The sequence below is a fragment of the Holdemanella sp. DFI.5.55 genome (genome assembly GCF_020593575.1).
GTDB lineage: Bacteria > Bacillota_I > Bacilli_A > Erysipelotrichales > Erysipelotrichaceae > Holdemanella > Holdemanella hominis.
In genome coordinates this window covers 1-18,972 of record NZ_JAJDMK010000045.1, presented here as the reverse complement: position 1 = coordinate 18,972, position 18,972 = coordinate 1, and the positions used below count along the sequence as shown (strand labels likewise).

The following is an 18,972-nucleotide window of genomic DNA, read 5'->3' as shown; positions in this document are numbered from 1 at the left end:
CTTAATAAGAATTTATCACTGTCACTATCCCGTTAGCTTAACTTAATGACATTGGAATTAGTCTCTGGGATTTTGTGCATATTCTTGTTTTGATTGTAAAACACGGATTGCGAATATAGATAGAATAACCAACCGAATGAGATCTAGAATCACAAAGAAGATAAATACACGAAGCGAATATTCCTGTGATTTATAGTAGTTCATAAAGGTTGGTAAATAAACTAAAATACGAATAAATTCGCCTATCATACAACATGCGATAATCTTCTTTGTCGCCTTTTGATTGTAGTACATATAGAATAATGGAATGGTCCAAATAAAAGCAGTAAAAATACACAACATAAACATGTCTTTTGTTGCAAATACTTTTTGCATATCCAAACTTGCGAATAGATTTGAAAAGATTTGGATTAGAATTGGAAATAAAATTAATTCGCCATAAATAATAATGCCTAAACGAACGGATAGTTGGGGCAAAGTCATAGGCGCTTTTTCTACTACATATTCATCTTCTTCATCTTGTTCAGTTGGTTCGAATTTTTTTTCGTATTTATCTTTGATTTTTTCATAATCTACATTCTTTGTTTGTTTAGCTACCCAATCATCGTTTTCATCGTCTAACTCGATTGTGTGATCAAAATAAATCTTACACCAACGATTGTTTCTTAAGTATCCCCCAATTTGGCAAAGTACAATGGTTTTTAAAAGCATACAAGCAACAAGGACAAAGAATGGTAAGATGGTTGTAAGGTTTGACAACAATAATTTGATTGGAAAGTATATAATCAAAAAACTAATCGCAATATTTATCCAATATAGAATACGAAACCATTTTTTACCTGTTGAAAGAAGAAGAAATGTGATGCCATATAAAAGAATCTGTCCGATTCCTAATTTGATCAACATAGAGCGGAATGCTGGATCATCTACTTTCAAGAATTCCATGCTTGAGAAAAGATATGCCATGGCTAAAAAATAAACGCAAAGTACAAAAAAATAAAGAATAAGATGTATAGTGATTTTATGTTTTGATTTTTGGTATAGGATTAGGTTTTCTTCTTGTTTAGAATACATATATGACCTACTTTCTATTAGAAATGATTGATTCTTTTCTCTTAATACATTTTATCACAGAACGAGGAAACTAATAAAATACATTGTCAATATTTTAACAATGGATTAATATATCAAAGGAGGGATAACAAACATGGATTTAAAAACAATTCGAATTCAACGTGTGGTTGAAAAACAAAATTTGGCTTCCGTTATGAAGAGTGGATCATTGGATGTATTAGCTACACCGCAAATGATCGCATGGATGGAAGAGGCTGCATGTCTATGCCTAGAATTAGAAGAAGGTAAGACAAGCGTTGGCATCAGTATGAATGTGTCTCATGATATGGCAAGTCCATTAGGGGCAACAATCACAATTGAGGCTAAGATGGTTAATGTGGATGGTCGCAAAATTGATTATGAAGTACAAGCGTTCCAAGATGGTAAATCAATTGGAAAAGGTGTACACAGTCGTTTTGTGGTTGATGCACAAAAATTTATCGATAAAACATACCAGAAATAAAAAAAGAAACCCATGTTAATATGCATGGGTTTTAAAATCCGCTTTTGATTCTATCTATATCTTTCTTATCGCCACTAGCTAACCAAACCATATAATCCGGGTAATTTGTGTCTTTAAGTGCTTTTATTTCTTGTTTTACACCATCTGCATCTATATTGTATCCCTGAATCCATGTTCGGTATTTAGCGGGATATTTGATACTTTTTAATTGCTCGTCACTGATCTTAGTGAATGCAAATAAAGTGTCATATGGCTTTTCAATAGGATTATCAATGTTAAAGCTTCCATTTGAAAAGTGATCTAAATAAGGCATAGGACAAATGATATCAACGACATTCGCGATGGCTGGAAGAAATTGTCCAATATCTTGATCATCGCAAGCTACAATAGGCCACGCGAACATATCGGCTGCAACATAAACGCATTTTGGGGATAATTCTTCTTTTGCGTATTGAAGAAAACTTTGGATGGCGGCTACTTTACTTTCTTTATATGTATTGTGAAAGTTTAGTTTAGAGTTTGCGCTTGCGGTTCCATCAGGAAAACGGACATAATCAAATTGAATTTCATTAAAGCCTAGATCAGCACACTCTTTGGCAAGTTCCACATTATACATCCATGCTTTTCTAGAATACGCACTAGGCCAGTATTGATCGTTGTAGACAACTAAATTGCCATTGTGGTCCGTTAATGATTCATTTGGGTTTTCCATCGCAAAAACAGCATCTTTAAAAGTAACGATACGGCTTACACAATAGAATCCCTTTTTTTTGTATTCTTTTATGATTTTTGTTAAGTTTTTTTTTGAGATCATCACATTATTTGTTGCTTGACTAGGATCTGATAAATAATCCTTACATACATCACTCGCATATAAAACTGAGCCTTCATCATTCTTAGTTTCGACAATAATCGTATTGATGTTCTTTAACTTTTCGATGTATTTTTGATTGTTGATGAAATTGTCCATTGATACATGGACGGACTTAACATGTTTAGGCATCGAATTTTCTTTATATATTTCTTTTTTGATAGGCTTGTAGTCAATTTGTGATGTGTAGGCATCTTTAGAATATCCATCTTTGTAGTAATCATCCCAATATGTCGAATAAGATATGGCTTGATCATACTTTTTTAATGCTAATTTTCTTGATGATTCCACATATGCACCACTTAAGTAATAGGTTTTGTTTTGCTTTTTGACTTTGTACCAACGAATTTGGCCTGTGTCTTTATCCCAGTCTTTTTGATCGATGGAGACTACCTTTACTTTTTCACCTTTCTTGACAATCACTTTACTTAGTTTTCCACCTTTTTCTTCTCTTAAGTTTACCAGTCTTCGACAATAGACATAATCTAAGTGAGTAGCTTCTTCAAAACTATTTGCGAGATTTGAATTCTTAACTTTTAGTTTATCGTGATTGTATATGATAATGCTTGAATATTCTTGTTTTTGATGAACTTTTACTTTTGTACCATTAGGAATTTTAATTTTTTCAATAACAGCTTCACCATCTTCTAAATGTGCTTTTTCTACCGTTAGCTTACTGGTATCGCATTTAATATATCGAGTAGGGTGGAGTGAGTTTGCGGCTAAGGTAAGTAAAAATAAAAATGCCACGATTAGCATTGGAAGAATGAACATTTGTTTACTTTTCATGTAATCACCAATAGAATCGTAGCATAATTCATATAATTGTCAATTTTAAAGCGTTTTTTGGGATGATTTCCATCGAATCAGACCAATGTTTAATAGAATTAGGGATAAAGCACCACAAGTATCAATGCATATGTCTGTAATCTGCGGGCTTCTTCCTGAGACAAAAGATTGATGCCATTCATCACTGCAAGCATATAGAATGCATGTGACCAAAGCGTATAGTGCAGAGTGTTTCACACCATAGTTCTTATACATATAGAATGTATTGAATCCAAGCATGGCATAAATTGTGAAATGTGCGAGTTTACGAACGATATGCATTGAGAATGGTAAAAATTGTAAAAACCAGGCACTTGTTTGTGTGGATTGTGCTGCATTTTGACTGGAAAAATAAAAGATCAGTAGCATGTTACAGATTGTAAAAATGGTAAAAATGTGTTTTTTCAATTCGAAAACTCCTTTTGTTGAATAAATAAAGCATAGTCCGCCTTCTTGTAGTCGGATTCTTTGAAATAGTGGCGAACATAAACAAAATGATAATCGAAAGCTTTGGACATGTCAAAATCATCTAAAATAATATAACTTGTCACATTGTTTTCATTAATAAATTCTCGAATAGCTTTTGTGCGTGGATTAATCAAAGTGGTAACGGATTTAACATACTTTCCTAAATCAAAGATGTCAAACATGGCCTGAAGTTGTTCTAATGAATAGACTATTCTCCATGAGCTTGTGATGATGATTTGAGCATCATATTTTTCAATGAGTTGCTTCAAAAGTTGAATACTTTCTTTTGAAAAACAATAATAAACTTGATTGACTAAATATGCGTTTAGTGTGGCAATTTTTGGGTGGTTCAATTTTTTTGCCAGGGCATCTGGTAAATTGTAATCGAGACAATAGGAATTCTTTTTACGACTCGGATTGATTACTCCATCGATATCTAAAAATATACATGGTTTCATATGTGTTCCTCCTTTTATTATGATAGTCAAAATTGTACTCAAGTTCAAATGTTGGTATAATCTGTAAAAAGGATGTGTGATTATGGAAAATAAAATTGTTCTTGTGACAGGAATGTCAGGGGCCGGAAAATCAAGTGCAATGAATGCTCTAGAAGATTTGGGCTATTATTGTATGGATAATTTTCCTAAGGAATTGTTGGATAATTTAGAAGACTTACTAAGAAAAGATGAGTCTCATTATAAAAATGTAGCACTTAGTGTGAGTGCTATTGATTACCAGGCTTTTGTGAGCTACTTTGAAAATATTAACCGCGATCTTCAAATCTTGTTTTTAGATTGTAGCGATGAAGAATTGTTGTTACGTTATCGCTTTACAAGAAGACAACATCCAATGATCGTGAATCATTTGGCTACAACATTAGAAGATGCGATTGAAGTAGAACGTGATTTTTTGGATCATCTACAAGAGAATTCACAGAATACGATTCATATTGATACGACAAAATTAAGTACTTCTGCTTTGGCAAGTCGTGTTTTACACCGTTTTAAAAGTGCTCAAAGAAGCGTGTTTACAGTCACATTCCAATCTTTTGGATTTAAACATGGAGTACCATTAGATGCAGATATGGTCATTGATGTTCGTTTCTTGCCAAACCCATTTTATGATCCATTGCTTCGAGATAAAACAGGAAATCAAAAAGAAGTATATGACTATGTAATGGATAAACCAGAAACACAAGAGTTTATTGTAAAACTAAAGGATTATTGTGATTTTGTGTTCTCACAATACGAGAAACAGAACAAGTCCCATATGATTGTTGCGATTGGATGTACAGGTGGTCAACATCGCTCGGTTTCGATTTGTAACTGGTTGTATGATGAATATAAGGATACATATCGTTGTTTTAAATCGCACCGTGATATTGGAGTTGACGAAGAATGAAAAAAATAGTCGTAATTGGTGGGGGCACAGGTCTTTCAAGCATGTTAAAGGGTATGAAACGTTTGGAAGATGTTGATTTAACGGCCATTGTTACAGTAGCCGATGATGGTGGTAGTACGGGACGAATTCGTGATATATACAATATTCCTGCAGTTGGAGATATTCGACATGTTTTATGTGCTATGGCCGATGAAGAAGATGAAGGCTTTTTCTCTGATTTGCTGAATTATCGTTTTGAAGGAAGCGAAGATGTGGGTGGTCATAATTTAGGAAACTTGATTTTCTTGGCAATGATCAATACTACAGGCTCATTTATGGGAGCAATTGAATCAATTTCAAGAGTATTAAATGTGAAGGGGAATATTCTTCCTAGTACATTGGATGTTGTTACATTATATGCAATGATGAAAGATGGTACGCTGGTTCGTGGAGAAAAAAATATCCCAACAGTATACAACAGTATCGATCATGTTTTTTATCAGAAGTATGTGCATGCATATAAACCGGCTATTGAAGCTATTAAAAATGCCGATTTGATTATTTATGGAATTGGATCTTTATATACTTCAATTATGCCGAATCTAATTATTTCGGATATCTCGAAAGCTATTGAAAAGAACCCTTGTAAGAAAATCTATTTTTGTAATGCCATGTCTCAGCCTGGAGAAACAGATGGATATACGGTTCAGGATCATATTAATGCAATTGAAAAACATTCATTTAAACATCCAGTAGATTTAGTGGTGGTTAACCAGTCGATGTTACCCAAGGAAGTTTTAGACATGTATGCTTCACAAAATAGTTATCCAATTTGTATTGGAAATGAAGCAACAGACTATGCTATTATACAAAGAGATTTATTGGCATTGGATACAAAAGGTCGTATTCGTCATAATCCAATGGCTGTCAAAGAAGTTGTAGAAGAATTGATCAAGGGGGTATAGACTTGTCCTTTACATCTGAAATTAAAAAAGAAATTTGTAAAGAAGAAATCGATGCTCAAATGATGAAGGCACAATTATGTGCCCTTTTTCAAATGCGAGCAAGTTTACATATGAATTGGCAAGGCATGTATTTGTCGTTTCAAACTGAAAATGCAACAATTGCCAAACATGTTTTTCAAATCATGAAAACGTTATATGATGTCGATCCTCGTCTTTCTGTGTTGAAAAAAATGCAGTTAAAGAAAAATAACATTTATCGCATTCAAGTGTTTGATAAAGCTCAAGAAATATTGGAAGATCTTCAGATTTTAACTGATTCAGGTTTGCGTTATACACCAAGCGTAAAAATGGTTCGTTCTGAAAAGATGGCTAGAGCTTATTTGCAAGGGTGTTTTTTGGCTAGTGGCAGTATCAACTCACCAAAATCGAGTAATTATCATCTAGAAATGTCGAGTCAGGAAAAAGATTTAGCGTTAAGTGTTCAAAAATTAATGCAGCGTTTTTATTTGCCGGCAAAAGTCATCGAAAGAAAAAGTGTTTATGTGGTATATATAAAAGCTGGAGATAAAATTGCAGACTTCTTACGTTTATGTAATGCTTCGAATGCGTTGTTTGAATTTGAGGATTCTAGAATTCAAAGAGATTTCTATAATCAGATCACGCGCCTCGATAATTGTGAGGTTGCCAATGAGGTAAAGAGTTTAAAGGCTGCCAAATCGCAGTTAGAGGCTATTGAGTTTTTGGAGAGTCATGCCAAAAATATTGTGATTCCAGAAAAAATTATGCATGCGATGCAAATTCGCAAGATGTATCCGGAGGCCAATCTAAATGAATTGTGTTTAGAGTGTAAAAATGAATTTGGTGAAGATATTTCAAAATCTGGAATGAAGCATCGCTTAGCGAAAGTGAAGCAGATGGCTTCAGAATTAAAGGAGGAATTGGATGCTTAAAAAAATAGGAATTATAAGCTTATCATTCTTATTGTGTGCATGTTCCTTGGGGGTTCAATTAAAAAAGTCGATGTTCACGATTGAACTTGGAAAAGATATTTATGCCAATCCAACTTTATATTTAAAGAATGCGACTTTTTCATCTCGTTTAAAAGTTGTTTCAAAAAGTGTTGGGGTAGATAAGAAAAATAATCGCTTTATGACATCTGGAATGGATTATTTGGTTGTTGGTGAATATGACTTTGCGATTGTGGATGGGAGTAAAGAGTATCCTTTTGTGATAAAAGTTAAAGATACAACGGCTCCAGTATGTGCAAGTGAAGTGGGTCAAATCACAATTGGGGTTGGACAGAATATTGATTGGAATTCCTATTTTCATGCAACAGATCTGTCGGGAGTTACTTTTGAAGCTAATGTTGATACGTCCACTGCATCAACACAGGATGTACAAGTAAAAATCAGTGATCGTTTTGGAAATTCAGTCACAAAAAATGTAAGTGTGGTCGTTCAATAATGAAAAAGGCAGATAAAATTCTGATAGTATGCATTATGATCGTAGCGGTAGTACTATGTGTTCCTTTATTTTTTAGTGAAAATGAAAATGCGTATGCGAGTGTATATGTTAAGGAAAAACAAGTTTTGCGTATTGATTTATCAAAAGATAAAACGTATGTCGTAAATGGAAAGCTTGGAAAAGTGCATATTGAGGTTAAACAGAAAAAAGTGCGTGTTACACAAGAAAAGAGTCCACATCATTATTGTTCGAAACAAGGTTATGTTTCGGATGCCAATGTTCCCATTGTATGTTTGCCCAATGAGACAGTGGTAAAAATTGAAAAAGAAGCCAGTCAGGATACGGTGATACAATGAGGGTCAAGAAAAGTGTAATTTTAGCTTTCTTGGTCGCGGTCGGTATTTTGTTGCAGCTTTTAGAAAGCTTTATAGGTATATTTATGATTGTTCCTGGATATAAGATTGGCTTGGCAAATATTGCTGGCTTATTTGCACTTTATATGTATGATGAAAAATCATTGGCTTATGTATCGTTGCTTCGTATCATTTTGTCAAGCTTAATGCAGGGAATGTTATTTTCTGTTTCGTTTTGGCTTTCGTTAAGCGGTGGTATTTTGGCTTGTATTGCGATGATCTTAGCGTATCGAAGTAAGGTGTTTTCGATTTATGGCGTAAGTATACTTGGAGCTAGCTTTCATAATATAGGACAAGTAATCGCAATTACTTGGATTTACCAACAGTATTTTATGCAGTTGTTTTTACCAATTCTTTTGGCATTGTCCATTGTGAGTGGTATATTAATAGCAGTAGTATGTAGAAAGGTCTTAGACCGATTAAGTGGAGGAAATTATGGAAAAATATAGTTATACACCAAAGGGTGTTTGTAGTCGTCAATTCAATTTTGAAATTGAAGATGGAATTATTAAAAGTTTTGAGGCCATTGGTGGATGCAATGGAAATTTAAAGGGAATTGGATGTTTATTGAAGGGAAGAAGTGTAGATGAAGTTATCGATACTTTGACTGGAGTAACATGTGGAAATAAGCCAACATCTTGTCCAGATCAAATCGCATGTGCGCTTAAGGCATATCGTGGCTGATCATTTTCTTGGGGCTTTAAAAGAAATTGAAAGACGTGCTCAAAATAACATTCTTGTATTTTCAGATGTATTAACAGAACGTTTAGAAGTCATTGCACAAAATATGGTTGGAAAATCAATTTCGGATAATGATTATTTAAAGTTGTTGGAATTGTATTATAAAAAGTTTTCGAAAGATGAAAATAAGCAGGCCATGTTGTTTTGTCTTTTAAGAATGCAGGAAGTTGTATTTTATAAAGAACATAAAGAGAATCAGGATGATTTAAGTAAGATGGAATTTAATGAGGAATATGATTCTATCACGAAAGCTTTTCTATCTAGAAAAAGAGATTATTATCAGATTACACTGAAAAATATATTTCAACGATTTATCTTATTAGACACACTTGCGTATATTGTGTTTTTACTTGTGTTTGTTCTTTTGATTCACATTTCTTTTAGGGTTTCATTTGTTTTACTAGTAATTTTGTGGGCGCTTGTATTGTATTTCGCGAAAAAGAAGGGTGTTCCTTATTTTTATAATTCAAGAATTCAAACACTTCTTCAAGATGTGGATTCAACGTTGTTACAGGTGGATCAAGCCATTTTCTAAAGTCGAGTAATCGACTTTTTTGTTTTTTAAATTTTTTCACAAGTTAACTTGTTAAATATATCACAAATATGATATTATTAATGCGTGGGGTGATAAAATGCAGAATAGAAATGTACCCAAAGCAACTTTACAGAGGTATCCGGTATATTTAAAAGCTTTACGTAAACTTCAAAAAAATGGCGTTGAACGAATTATGTCCAAAGAATTATCGAGCTTTGTAGATATTGAACCTACAACAATTCGTCGCGATTTCTCCTTTTTAGGGAATCTTGGAAAACAAGGTTACGGATACGATGTGGATAAACTGATTGAAATATTTAATAGTCAGTTAGGCGTTGATTTTGATGAAAAAATAATTTTAGTTGGTGCTGGTAACTTAGGTCGTGCGTTAATGAATTATAATAAATGGGATTATGTTGTTGGTGAAATCGCATGTGCATTTGATGTGGATCCAGCTAAGTGTGGAACACAATTTGGTGTCGAAGTATATCCGATGTCGGAGTTAGATACGAAGATTCCTGAAGGATGTCGTATTGCGATTTTAACAATTTCACATGATGTACAAGAAACAGTAGATAAATTAGTACAGTGTGGAATTAATGGTATCGTTGATTTTACGCATCAACATTTTTTAGTCCCAAAAGGGGTTGTCATTAAAAGTATTGATGTGGTATCATCAATACAAGAATTGGTATTTATTACAAATTCATTAGAAACAAAGACGCAGAAATAGAAGTCGTCCAAAACGAACATGTAAAGAGAGTCTTGTTAGGTGAAAATAGACAGTGCAAGTTTGGATTGATAACACCTGTGGAGTCGTACTGGAGAAATTAAGTAGACAGTAACGTGTGGAATGCGTTAAATTCCAATTGAGTGCATACATACGTGTGATGAAACAGGATGGTACCGCGGTAATAATCGTTCCTTTTAATTAAGGAACTTTTTTTATTTTGAAGGGAGAAACTATGTTAGTAAAAAAATTAAAAGAAACATTTGAACAGTACGATGGACAAAGTATTACTTTGCAGGGATGGGTTCGTACAAATCGTAATTCAAAGGCAGTTGGATTTATTGCGTTGAATGATGGAACAACTTTTTCGAATGTGCAGGTTGTATATGCGGATAGCTTAGAAAACTTTGATGAAGTATCAAAAATTACAACAGGTTCAGCTATGGAAGTAACAGGAAAACTTGTATGTACTCCAGATGCAAAACAGCCATTTGAAATTCAAGCCGAAAGTATTAGTGTTTTAGGATTATGTGATCACGATTATCCATTGCAGAAAAAACGTCACAGTTTTGAATTTATGCGTGAAATTCCTCATGTACGTCCTCGTGCAAATACATACTATGCTATGTTTAGATTAAGAAGTGTATTAAGTATGGCAATTCACACATTCTTCCAGGATCGCGGATTCGTATATGTACATACACCAGAAATCACTGGTAATGATGCAGAAGGTGCTGGTGAATGTTTTACAGTTACAACTCGTGAAGATGCAAAATATGACAAGGATTTCTTTGGTAAACATGCTCAACTTACAGTATCTGGACAATTGCATGTTGAACCATTCGCATTAACATATCGCAATGTTTATACTTTTGGTCCAACTTTCCGTGCAGAAAATTCAAATACAACTCGTCACGCTTCTGAATTCTGGATGATTGAACCAGAACTTGCGTTTGCGGATTTAGCCGATAACATGGATTGTATTGAAGAAATGATCAAATATTGTATCAACTATTGTTTAGAACATGCTAAAGAAGAAATGGAATTCTTTGCATCAATGATCGATAAAGAATGTATTAAACGTGTGACTCATGTTGCAAACTCTAACTTTGAAAGAATGACTTATACAAAGGCTATTGAATATTTGGAAAAAGCAAAAGATCAATTTGAAAACCAGGATATTTTCTGGGGTATGGATCTTCAGAGTGAACATGAGCGTTATATTTGCGAAAAAGTCGTAAATGGTCCTGTTTTCTTAACGGATTATCCAAAGGATATTAAAGCATTCTATATGCGTGTCAATGATGACAACAAGACAGTTGCAGCATGTGACTTATTAGTTCCTTATGTTGGAGAATTAGTTGGTGGTTCTCAACGTGAAGAGCGTTATGATGTGTTAGTGAATCGCATGAAAGAAATTGGAATGGAACAAGAGACATTACAATGGTATTTAGATTTACGTCGCTTTGGAGGATGCAAGCACTCAGGATTTGGTCTTGGGTTTGACCGTATGTTGATGTATTTAAGTGGTGTTGCGAATATTCGTGATGTTCAGCCATATCCACGTACACCTAGAAATTTAATTTTCTAATGAATTAAACAGGTATCTCGTTGATACCTGTTTTTTTGTGTGATATAAATAAGGGGTATGAAAAAAGTAAGAGTAGTTAATAATAAAAATTTAAGCACGATGATCGTCGGAGTTGTTACTATCGCTATTGTGGTTGTCTGTGTTTTTTTATATGTATCAAGGCCAACTGAAATAGATAAGTTGTCACAATCTTATTTGGATACAGTGGATGTTGAAAAGCTGCGAAAAAAGGTGGAGACAAGTTTTGATGGGTCTTATCGACTCAGTGATTATTTAGTTTATGGGGAGACGTTGTCTTTGTATAAAGATGAGTATGGTACAAAGAAAATGGATAAAATGCAAGGCAATAACATTGTTCTAAGAAATGTTATGAATGATGCCATTACAAGTTTTACATTTAATGGAAAAGTGGATTCAGGTATTGATTTAGGTTCTTTAAAAGAAGGAATTTATGAACTATATACATATGATCATTATGAAAAGGAGCGTATCTATTTTGACGATGCATTTAAGGCGAAGACAATCACGACAATGCGTCGCAATAAAAAGGTGAAAGATATTACGTTTGTGGCAGATAAAGAGGCATTAAAAGAGTATGATATTCATTTAAAGAAAAATTATACGTTTATTATTGTCACTAAGCATATCCCAAAATCCAATGTATATGATGTAGTGATCGATCCATGTGGAAATGCGATGAATTACATCTCGAATACAGTAGATTATGGTGCAAGTACATCAATTTTAGATGAACCAACTTCTTCCATGGAATTTGCGAAAAAATTAAAAAAAGAATTAGAAGAAAAGGGATTAAAGGTAAAAATCTTGCGTAAAGAAAACGAAACGCCTGGATATTATGGTGCAGATGGTCGTCCGGCTCGTGGTTATAAGGCAAAGGCTAAATTATATATTGCCTTGGGTGCAAGCTATGATGAAAATGTAGATGCGCCTTATATGATGGCAAGTCCATATACAAATAGTGGGTTGGCTAATACAATCTCATATTATATGGATCAAAGTGGCTTGACATTGTATGCGGCTAGAACGAACAGCACGCAGGAAAATGGAGTTTTATATGATTCATTTGCCGAAGATGAAAAGGGTGAAGTAAAAAAATATGAACTTTACCCACAATTAAGAGAAACTGGTGGAAGAGCAACATACACTGGTGTTTATGGTGATGAAATGAGAAATGCAAAATATAAAGATGTCTTTGGGATGTATGGATTATACTTTTCATATGCGAGCGCAATGAATTCTCAAAGTGTTGCTTATTTTAACGACAATACGGATGCGATAGCGAAAACTTTGGTGAAAGGTATTGTTAGATATTTTGAAATTTAGGGTGATAGTATGAAGTTACAATTAAGTAATATACAAAAGTCATTTGGAGCAAAAACAGTTTTGGCAGGTGCTAACTTTCAAGTGCGTGATAATGAAAAGATTGCGTTGGTTGGTCGTAATGGCTGTGGTAAAACAACATTGATGAAAACTATATGTGGACTGGAACACTATGATTCGGGTTCTCGTATGGTTTTAAATGGTACAAATGTTGGGTATTTGGCACAGATTACTTTTGTGGACGAAGAAAAGACAGTGTATGAAGAACTTTTAACGGCTTTTGACAAGGTTCGAGAATTGGAAAAGCAGTTAAATGCTCAGGCAGAAGTACTTAAAACGGATTCAAGTGAGAAGCAACTTGAAAAGTATGATGCATTGCAGACACGTTTTGAGGCATTGAATGGATATCAATATGAGGTGGAATTAAAGAATGTGTTTTTTCATTTTCAGTTTGAAGAAAGTGATTTAAATAAAAAATTGTGTGAATTTAGTTCTGGACAAAAAACGAGAATTGCGCTGGTTAAACTGTTATTGACAAAACCAGATATCTTATTATTGGATGAACCGACAAACCATTTGGATATTGCAGCTATTGAATGGCTTGAAAATTATGTGAAGCATTATCCTTTCGCGGTTGTTTTAGTGAGTCACGACCGAATGTTCTTGGATCATGTTGTAGATGAAATCGTGGAAATTGAGTTTGGTAAAACCCAAAGATATGTGGGGGATTACTCGCATTATTTGAAGGCAAAAGATGAATATCTAAAAAAGAATCATGAAGCGTATATTCGTCAGCAACAAGAGATTCATCGTTTAGAAGATTTGATTGAAAAATTCCGTTATAAAAAGAATAAGGCCGCTTTTGCCAAGAGTAAGCAGAAATATTTAGATCGCATGGATAGAATTGAAGATAGTACTTCAGATACCAGTCAGATGAAGGCTGTGTTTACTTGTGCAAGAAAAGGTGGTAAGCAGGTTCTTGAAGTGGAAGATTTACAGGTTGGTTATGATAAAGTGCTGTCTGATGTTTCTTTTCAATTATTGCAAGGACAAAGAATGGCTATCGTTGGTCCTAATGGAATAGGTAAATCAACTTTGATCAGGACTTTGGTGAAAGAACTGCCTGCGATATCAGGTAGCTTTAAATTTGGCCATCAAATTGATGTAGGGTATTTCAATCAGGAAAGTGCTCAGATGAAGTCGAATAAGAATGTATTGGATGAATTGTGGGATATGGATCCGGATGCAACACAAACACAGATTCGTAATACGTTAGCAAGTTTCCTTTTTACACAGGATGAAGTTTTTAAAGAAGTGAATGATTTGTCGGGTGGAGAAAGAGTTCGATTGGCTTTGGCAAAATTAATGTTAGAGCATGATAATGTTTTATTATTGGATGAACCTACAAACCACTTAGATATTCCGGCGAAAGAAGCTTTGGAATCCGCTTTAGAAAAATATGATGGAACGATTCTATTTGTATCGCATGACCGTATGTTTTTAAAAAAGATGGCTACACGTGTACTAGAAATGGGTTCAATCAGTAAAGTGTATGATTTGAATTACGAAGAGTACTTAGAAAAAAAGGCAAGTAATGAACTTGTGGAATCGGTTGCCAAGGTCGAAAAAGAAGCGAAGCCACAAACGGTATCTTTCACGGATTTAAAAGCAATTAAGAATCGTGTCGCAAAACTAGAAGTGCTTTTAGAGGAAGCAGAACAAGATTTAGAGGCAATGCGAGAATTGAGATATGAACCAGAATATTACCAAGATTATCGTAAGATGGAAGAGTTAGATGCGAAAATAGATGATAAACACAACGAAATTGCTGCATTGATGCAAGAGTGGGAAGAAAAAATGGCTATGTTGGAATAGAGTGTCAATTCGGCACTCTTTTTTTGAAAAAATAGTTGCATTTAAAAATATGCTGTGGTAATATAAATGAGCACTGATAAATGGACTCTTAGCTCAGCTGGCAGAGCAACTGACTCTTAATCAGTGGGTCTGGGGTTCGAATCCCCAAGAGTCCACCATTTATGTGTTTAAGTCGATTTACTCGGCTTTATTTTTTTGAAAAAAGATATTGAATAAACCATATGTGTGTGGTATTATCAATGAGTAAAAGAAATGGAAAGATAGAAGCACCCCTTCTCACCTGATGTCTAAGAGACATAGGTTCACGGCCAATTCAGTTTGAATTCGTTTAAAAAGAGTGATGGGTGTGGAATGCACCCATTTTCTTTTTGGAAAAATGAAGAAGGATGGTGTCGAATATCAATAATAGAAAAGTTGCCCCAAATAATGTAAACGATGATTTGTTTAACGAAAAGATTCCGTTTAGAGAAGTTCTTGTCATCAATGCGGATGGAGAACAATTGGGAGTTATGTCAAAAAAAGAAGCATTGGACATTGCATACAAACAAAATTTAGATTTGTTGTGTGTAGCACCCAAGGCGCGTCCGGCCGTGTGTAAAGTTTTAGACTATGGTCGTTATCATTTCGAACAACAGAAAAAAGCAAAAGAAGCTAAGCGTAAGCAACATGTTGTTGAAGTTAAATCTTTGCGTTTATCGCCGATTATCGATACACACGATTTTGAAACAAAAGTTCGTCAGACGTCAAAATGGATCGAAGCGGGTATGAAAGTAAAGATTGATATGCGATTCCGTGGTCGTTTGATCACTCGCTTGGAAGTTGGTCGTAAGATCATGAATGACTTCATCGAAGCTATGGGTGAAGTAGCTATCGTTGAGAAAAAACCTTCAATGGAAGGTAATACGATGTCAACAGTGTTGGCACCTAAAAAGAAGTAAGGAGGACTAGACTATGCCTAAAATGAAGAGTCACAGAGGATTAGCAAAACGTGTAAAAAAGACAGGTTCTGGAAAATTAAAGAGATCTCACGCTTATACATCTCACCGTTTCCATGGAAAGACTAAGAAACAACGTCGTCACTTAGCTAAACCAGGTACTGTACATGCTACAGATTACAAACGTATTAAGGAAATGTTAGTTAAGTAATTAAGGAGGATATAAAGAATGGCAAGAGTTAAAGGTGGAACAGTTTCACGCGCTCGTAGAAAAAAAGTGTTGAAACTTGCCAAAGGATACTTTGGATCAAAACATACATTATACAAAACTGCAAATGAGCAGGTAATGCATTCATTCAGATATGCATACAACGACCGTCGTAAGTTAAAAGGAAACATGCGTAAAATCTGGATTACACGTATTAATGCAGCTGCACGTATGAATGACTTATCATACTCTCGTTTAATGCACGGATTAAAATTAGCTAATATTGCGATCAACCGTAAAATGTTAAGTGAAATGGCTATTCACGATGCTGAAGGCTTCACTAAACTTTGCGAAGAAGCAAAAGCAGCTTTAAATGCATAATTAAACTGTCGTATGACAGTTTTTTTGTTTCTTGTTGACAAATTATTCTGTGTAGGGTATATCTTAAGAGATTAGATTTAACTAACTATCACTAAATGCAATTATGGAATCGCTTTTTTCACTTGTTTAATAATTTGATTTCATAAGATGAGGACATTTTAAAAATGTCCTTTTTTGTTTACAAATTGAAAAAGTAAGATTATACTAACTGTAAGTTAGAAACAACTAATTCTAACTTACATTCATAGTTCTAAGGATGATATATATTATGAAAGACGGATGGAAAAACAAAACAATGTGGACTTTTATTGGAGGTGCAGCGACAGCTCTAGCTGGGTCTAAGTTTTTAAAAAGTAACACAGCCCATGATTTAGCTGTTAAAGGTTTAGCTGGTGGAATGAAGCTTAAATCGGACACAACTTATAAGTATGAGACAATTAAAGTGGATGCAAAGGATTTATTAGAAGAAGCCAAAGTTCAACACGAAGGCGAATAAAATGAGTAGTTTTACTATTGCCCATGACATTCCGGGTCGAATGCGAATTCGCTATGGAAAGAATAAGTTTTCTAGTGTTCAGGGCGAAGTTTTAAAAAAGGATCTTTATGCATGGCCTATGATTGAGAGTGTGGAGGTCATCAACGTTACGGGTAGTGTTTTGATGTTGTATGACAAAGCACAAAAAGGTTTGTTACTGAATAAACTAAAGGATTTAGATATCTAATATCTTCAAAATGCAGATACTTCTTCGATTGTAGTTCATTCACAAACACCAGAAGCTATTGCTATGAATCGAGAATATATGAATCGGTTCTTTAAGATTATTGGTAAACGTTATTTCATTAAATGTTTTTACCAATGGGACTTGGCAATGCGATTACGATTTATAAGTCCATTCAGTTTATTCGAGAAGGATTTAATTCACTTTTACAATGTAAAATCAATGTTCCTTTATTGGATGCCACAAGCATTGGTGTAAGTTTAATTCAAAAGAATTATACGATTGCAGGAAATATTATGATGTTACTAAATATTTCTGATTTGTTAGAAGATTACACACGTAAGAAAACAAAATTGGAATTATCCAATAGTTTATCGATTCAATTTGATAAAGTGTGGATTTTAGAAGATGGTGTAGAACAAGAGATTGCCATGTCTAAGCTTTAAAAAGGGGATGTAGTCATCTCAAAAATGGGTTCTATGATTCCAATCGATGGAGAAGTCGTGGATGGAGAAGCAATGATCAATGAATCTAGCTTTACGGGAGAGCCTCTTTCTAAACATGTAAAGAAAAATGACACAGTATTTGCGGGCACTTTAGTTGAAGAAGGTAAACGGTTTATTCGTGTTCGTAATTTACAAGATGAAAGTCGCATTAGTAATATTGTTAAGATGATTGATACAAATGAATCATTAAAGGCAAGTATTCAAGCTAAGGCTGAGTATTTGGCAGATTCTATTGTTCCATTTAGTTTTTTAGGTTTCTTTGGCGTTTTAGCTTTGACAAGAAATGTAACACGCGCAACATCAGTATTGATGGTGGACTATTCTTGTGCCATTCGATTATCGACTTCCATTGCGGTTATTAGTGCTATGCTAGAAGCTAGTAAACGAAATGTTTTAGTAAAAGGTGGTAAGTATTTAGAGGCAATCAAAGATGCGGATGTGATTGTCTTTGATAAGACGGGTACTTTGACAAACGCCAATCCAACCGTAAAGAAAGTAGTTCCTTTAAATGGGTATACGCGTGATGAAGTATTAAGGATTGCAGCTTGTCTTGAAGAGCATTTTCCTCATAGTGTAGCCAATGCGATTGTAAACCAGGCAAAAAAGAAGGCTTAATTCATGATGAAGAGTATGCCAAGGTTGAATATATCCTTGCGCATGGTATTGCGACAAGATTTTATGGTAAGCGTGCCATTATTGGTAGTGATCATTTAATATTTGAAGATGAAGGTATTCCAAAAACAGAAGAATTAAACGAAACGATTGATTCTTTAGAAAGTGAAGTAGCCGAATCTATGATTTATCTTGAGATTGACAATCAAGTCGCTGGAATTATCAGTATTTATGATCCTTTAAAGCTTGAGGAAAACAAGCTAATCATAATTTAAACACATTAGGAATGACTAAAGTCGTTATGTTGACAGGGAATTGTGATAGTGCCGCAAAAGCAGTGGCTCATGAATTGGATTTAGATGATTATCGTGCATCAGTTTTACCAGAAGATAAGGCTGCATATATTAAGATGTTGAAGGATCACGGACATACTGTGATTATGGTTGGAGATGGTATCAATGATACGCCAGCACTCTCAACGGCAGATGTTTCTATTTCTATGCAGGATAGTTCAGATTTAGCTCGAGAACTCGCGGACATTACACTTGTTTCAAGCAATTTAAATGAGCTTGTTATACTTCGTCGACTTGCTATGAATTTATTCGAGCGTATTCATGCGAATTATCGTTTTATCGTGGCCTTTAATTCAAGCTTGATTGGACTAGGTGCTTTAGGCTTGATGAGTCCAAACACTACAAGCTTATTACATAACGGAAGTACGTTTGCGATTGCTGCATCATGTACGCGTAATTATTTATAAAAAAACTGGATTTTTGATCCAATGTCATTAAGTTAAGAAATGACGGTTTTGAGGGGAACACAAAAAATGTGCT

The 18,972-nt window shown here is 34.4% G+C and carries 25 protein-coding genes and 1 tRNA gene; 22 read left to right on the top strand and 4 right to left on the bottom strand.

The window, feature by feature from the left end; translation table 11 throughout:
* Positions 1-57: 57 nt before the first annotated feature.
* Positions 58-966: a hypothetical protein gene (locus LJE08_RS09215; protein WP_186999308.1), complete on the bottom strand. Its 909-nt coding sequence runs from the start codon at positions 964-966 to the stop codon at positions 58-60.
* A 241-nt stretch (positions 967-1,207) separates the two neighbouring features.
* Here LJE08_RS09215 and LJE08_RS09210 point away from each other — a divergent pair, with 241 nt between their 5' ends.
* Positions 1,208-1,576: a thioesterase family protein gene (locus tag LJE08_RS09210; protein ID WP_186999309.1), complete on the top strand. Its 369-nt coding sequence runs from the start codon at positions 1,208-1,210 to the stop codon at positions 1,574-1,576.
* 31 nt (positions 1,577-1,607) lie between these two features.
* On the opposite strand, the gene LJE08_RS09205 is transcribed toward LJE08_RS09210, so the two are convergent.
* From LJE08_RS09205 to LJE08_RS09195, 3 genes are read right to left on the bottom strand one after another with little or no spacing between them, the layout of a single operon-like run.
* Positions 1,608-3,236 (bottom strand): putative glycoside hydrolase, encoded by a 1,629-nt coding sequence (locus LJE08_RS09205; RefSeq protein WP_227403003.1) that lies wholly within the window; start codon positions 3,234-3,236, stop codon positions 1,608-1,610.
* 45 nt (positions 3,237-3,281) lie between these two features.
* Entirely contained in the window at positions 3,282-3,683 is a 402-nt protein-coding gene (locus LJE08_RS09200; protein ID WP_227403002.1) for a VanZ family protein, read from the bottom strand.
* Positions 3,680-4,201, bottom strand: a complete 522-nt coding sequence (locus tag LJE08_RS09195; RefSeq protein ID WP_227403001.1) for an HAD domain-containing protein — start codon at positions 4,199-4,201, stop codon at positions 3,680-3,682. The genes LJE08_RS09200 and LJE08_RS09195 overlap by 4 nt, the downstream gene beginning before the upstream one ends.
* A gap of 82 nt (positions 4,202-4,283) precedes the next feature.
* On the opposite strand from LJE08_RS09195, the gene rapZ reads away from it, so the two are divergent.
* The 21 genes from rapZ to LJE08_RS09090 all read left to right on the top strand — a co-directional run bounded on the left by rapZ (position 4,284) and on the right by LJE08_RS09090 (position 18,899).
* Positions 4,284-5,144 carry an RNase adapter RapZ gene (gene rapZ, locus LJE08_RS09190; RefSeq protein WP_186999313.1) on the top strand — a complete coding sequence of 287 codons (861 nt, stop codon included), beginning with the start codon at positions 4,284-4,286 and terminating at the stop codon, positions 5,142-5,144.
* Positions 5,141-6,088: a uridine diphosphate-N-acetylglucosamine-binding protein YvcK gene (gene yvcK / locus LJE08_RS09185; protein ID WP_117926531.1), complete on the top strand. Its 948-nt coding sequence runs from the start codon at positions 5,141-5,143 to the stop codon at positions 6,086-6,088. Before rapZ ends, yvcK begins: the two co-directional genes overlap by 4 nt.
* 2 nt (positions 6,089-6,090) lie before the next feature.
* The gene (whiA, locus tag LJE08_RS09180) at positions 6,091-7,038 is read left to right on the top strand and encodes a DNA-binding protein WhiA (protein WP_117926532.1); all 948 of its coding nucleotides are present in this window, start codon (positions 6,091-6,093) and stop codon (positions 7,036-7,038) included.
* Positions 7,031-7,552 (top strand): hypothetical protein, encoded by a 522-nt coding sequence (locus tag LJE08_RS09175; RefSeq protein WP_117926533.1) that lies wholly within the window; start codon positions 7,031-7,033, stop codon positions 7,550-7,552. The genes whiA and LJE08_RS09175 overlap by 8 nt, the downstream gene beginning before the upstream one ends.
* The gene (locus LJE08_RS09170) at positions 7,552-7,908 is read left to right on the top strand and encodes a NusG domain II-containing protein (protein ID WP_118116392.1); all 357 of its coding nucleotides are present in this window, start codon (positions 7,552-7,554) and stop codon (positions 7,906-7,908) included. The genes LJE08_RS09175 and LJE08_RS09170 overlap by 1 nt, the downstream gene beginning before the upstream one ends.
* Positions 7,905-8,414, top strand: a complete 510-nt coding sequence (locus tag LJE08_RS09165) for a Gx transporter family protein (protein ID WP_227403000.1) — start codon at positions 7,905-7,907, stop codon at positions 8,412-8,414. Before LJE08_RS09170 ends, LJE08_RS09165 begins: the two co-directional genes overlap by 4 nt.
* Entirely contained in the window at positions 8,401-8,649 is a 249-nt protein-coding gene (locus LJE08_RS09160) for a TIGR03905 family TSCPD domain-containing protein (RefSeq protein WP_118116388.1), read from the top strand. The genes LJE08_RS09165 and LJE08_RS09160 overlap by 14 nt, the downstream gene beginning before the upstream one ends.
* On the top strand, positions 8,642-9,241 hold the full coding sequence (locus tag LJE08_RS09155; protein WP_117926537.1) for a hypothetical protein: 600 nt from the start codon (positions 8,642-8,644) through the stop codon (positions 9,239-9,241). The genes LJE08_RS09160 and LJE08_RS09155 overlap by 8 nt, the downstream gene beginning before the upstream one ends.
* A 97-nt stretch (positions 9,242-9,338) precedes the next feature.
* The gene (locus LJE08_RS09150; RefSeq protein ID WP_117926538.1) at positions 9,339-9,974 is read left to right on the top strand and encodes a redox-sensing transcriptional repressor Rex; all 636 of its coding nucleotides are present in this window, start codon (positions 9,339-9,341) and stop codon (positions 9,972-9,974) included.
* A gap of 232 nt (positions 9,975-10,206) precedes the next feature.
* Positions 10,207-11,562: an asparagine--tRNA ligase gene (asnS, locus tag LJE08_RS09145; protein WP_217255973.1), complete on the top strand. Its 1,356-nt coding sequence runs from the start codon at positions 10,207-10,209 to the stop codon at positions 11,560-11,562.
* A 57-nt stretch (positions 11,563-11,619) separates the two neighbouring features.
* Complete coding sequence (locus tag LJE08_RS09140) at positions 11,620-12,906, top strand: hypothetical protein (protein WP_186999325.1); 1,287 nt, start codon at positions 11,620-11,622, stop codon at positions 12,904-12,906.
* Between the two features lie 9 nt (positions 12,907-12,915).
* Positions 12,916-14,778 carry an ABC-F family ATP-binding cassette domain-containing protein gene (locus tag LJE08_RS09135; RefSeq protein ID WP_227402999.1) on the top strand — a complete coding sequence of 621 codons (1,863 nt, stop codon included), beginning with the start codon at positions 12,916-12,918 and terminating at the stop codon, positions 14,776-14,778.
* Positions 14,779-14,860: 82 nt separating this feature from the next.
* A tRNA-Lys gene (locus LJE08_RS09130) sits at positions 14,861-14,936 on the top strand.
* A 228-nt stretch (positions 14,937-15,164) separates the two neighbouring features.
* Positions 15,165-15,716: a translation initiation factor IF-3 gene (infC, locus tag LJE08_RS09125; RefSeq protein ID WP_227402998.1), complete on the top strand. Its 552-nt coding sequence runs from the start codon at positions 15,165-15,167 to the stop codon at positions 15,714-15,716.
* Positions 15,717-15,729: 13 nt separating this feature from the next.
* Entirely contained in the window at positions 15,730-15,924 is a 195-nt protein-coding gene (rpmI, locus tag LJE08_RS09120; RefSeq protein WP_003865815.1) for a 50S ribosomal protein L35, read from the top strand.
* Between the two features lie 18 nt (positions 15,925-15,942).
* Positions 15,943-16,302, top strand: a complete 360-nt coding sequence (rplT, locus tag LJE08_RS09115; protein WP_003865814.1) for a 50S ribosomal protein L20 — start codon at positions 15,943-15,945, stop codon at positions 16,300-16,302.
* Positions 16,303-16,570: 268 nt separating this feature from the next.
* Complete coding sequence (locus LJE08_RS09110) at positions 16,571-16,798, top strand: DUF1490 domain-containing protein (RefSeq protein ID WP_217256538.1); 228 nt, start codon at positions 16,571-16,573, stop codon at positions 16,796-16,798.
* Between the two features lies 1 nt (position 16,799).
* On the top strand, positions 16,800-17,024 hold the full coding sequence (locus LJE08_RS09105; RefSeq protein WP_227402997.1) for an HMA2 domain-containing protein: 225 nt from the start codon (positions 16,800-16,802) through the stop codon (positions 17,022-17,024).
* Between the two features lie 122 nt (positions 17,025-17,146).
* The gene (locus tag LJE08_RS09100) at positions 17,147-17,467 is read left to right on the top strand and encodes a hypothetical protein (protein WP_227402996.1); all 321 of its coding nucleotides are present in this window, start codon (positions 17,147-17,149) and stop codon (positions 17,465-17,467) included.
* Between the two features lie 33 nt (positions 17,468-17,500).
* Positions 17,501-18,142, top strand: a complete 642-nt coding sequence (locus tag LJE08_RS09095) for an HAD-IC family P-type ATPase (RefSeq protein ID WP_238636003.1) — start codon at positions 17,501-17,503, stop codon at positions 18,140-18,142.
* A gap of 283 nt (positions 18,143-18,425) precedes the next feature.
* On the top strand, positions 18,426-18,899 hold the full coding sequence (locus LJE08_RS09090) for an HAD-IC family P-type ATPase (protein WP_199593380.1): 474 nt from the start codon (positions 18,426-18,428) through the stop codon (positions 18,897-18,899).
* Positions 18,900-18,972: the final 73 nt, after the last annotated feature.

Coding starts and splice junctions, on each gene's coding strand:
- LJE08_RS09215 (WP_186999308.1), bottom strand. CDS start 966: ATGGCATATCTTTTCTCAAGCATGGAATTCTTGAAAGTAGATGATCCA.
- LJE08_RS09210 (WP_186999309.1), top strand. CDS start 1,208: ATGGATTTAAAAACAATTCGAATTCAACGTGTGGTTGAAAAACAAAAT.
- LJE08_RS09205 (WP_227403003.1), bottom strand. CDS start 3,236: ATGAAAAGTAAACAAATGTTCATTCTTCCAATGCTAATCGTGGCATTT.
- LJE08_RS09195 (WP_227403001.1), bottom strand. CDS start 4,201: ATGAAACCATGTATATTTTTAGATATCGATGGAGTAATCAATCCGAGT.
- rapZ (WP_186999313.1), top strand. CDS start 4,284: ATGGAAAATAAAATTGTTCTTGTGACAGGAATGTCAGGGGCCGGAAAA.
- yvcK (WP_117926531.1), top strand. CDS start 5,141: ATGAAAAAAATAGTCGTAATTGGTGGGGGCACAGGTCTTTCAAGCATG.
- LJE08_RS09175 (WP_117926533.1), top strand. CDS start 7,031: ATGCTTAAAAAAATAGGAATTATAAGCTTATCATTCTTATTGTGTGCA.
- LJE08_RS09170 (WP_118116392.1), top strand. CDS start 7,552: ATGAAAAAGGCAGATAAAATTCTGATAGTATGCATTATGATCGTAGCG.
- LJE08_RS09165 (WP_227403000.1), top strand. CDS start 7,905: ATGAGGGTCAAGAAAAGTGTAATTTTAGCTTTCTTGGTCGCGGTCGGT.
- LJE08_RS09160 (WP_118116388.1), top strand. CDS start 8,401: ATGGAAAAATATAGTTATACACCAAAGGGTGTTTGTAGTCGTCAATTC.
- LJE08_RS09150 (WP_117926538.1), top strand. CDS start 9,339: ATGCAGAATAGAAATGTACCCAAAGCAACTTTACAGAGGTATCCGGTA.
- asnS (WP_217255973.1), top strand. CDS start 10,207: ATGTTAGTAAAAAAATTAAAAGAAACATTTGAACAGTACGATGGACAA.
- LJE08_RS09140 (WP_186999325.1), top strand. CDS start 11,620: ATGAAAAAAGTAAGAGTAGTTAATAATAAAAATTTAAGCACGATGATC.
- LJE08_RS09135 (WP_227402999.1), top strand. CDS start 12,916: ATGAAGTTACAATTAAGTAATATACAAAAGTCATTTGGAGCAAAAACA.
- infC (WP_227402998.1), top strand. CDS start 15,165: ATGGTGTCGAATATCAATAATAGAAAAGTTGCCCCAAATAATGTAAAC.
- rpmI (WP_003865815.1), top strand. CDS start 15,730: ATGCCTAAAATGAAGAGTCACAGAGGATTAGCAAAACGTGTAAAAAAG.
- rplT (WP_003865814.1), top strand. CDS start 15,943: ATGGCAAGAGTTAAAGGTGGAACAGTTTCACGCGCTCGTAGAAAAAAA.
- LJE08_RS09110 (WP_217256538.1), top strand. CDS start 16,571: ATGAAAGACGGATGGAAAAACAAAACAATGTGGACTTTTATTGGAGGT.
- LJE08_RS09105 (WP_227402997.1), top strand. CDS start 16,800: ATGAGTAGTTTTACTATTGCCCATGACATTCCGGGTCGAATGCGAATT.
- LJE08_RS09100 (WP_227402996.1), top strand. CDS start 17,147: ATGTTTTTACCAATGGGACTTGGCAATGCGATTACGATTTATAAGTCC.
- LJE08_RS09095 (WP_238636003.1), top strand. CDS start 17,501: ATGATTCCAATCGATGGAGAAGTCGTGGATGGAGAAGCAATGATCAAT.
- LJE08_RS09090 (WP_199593380.1), top strand. CDS start 18,426: ATGACTAAAGTCGTTATGTTGACAGGGAATTGTGATAGTGCCGCAAAA.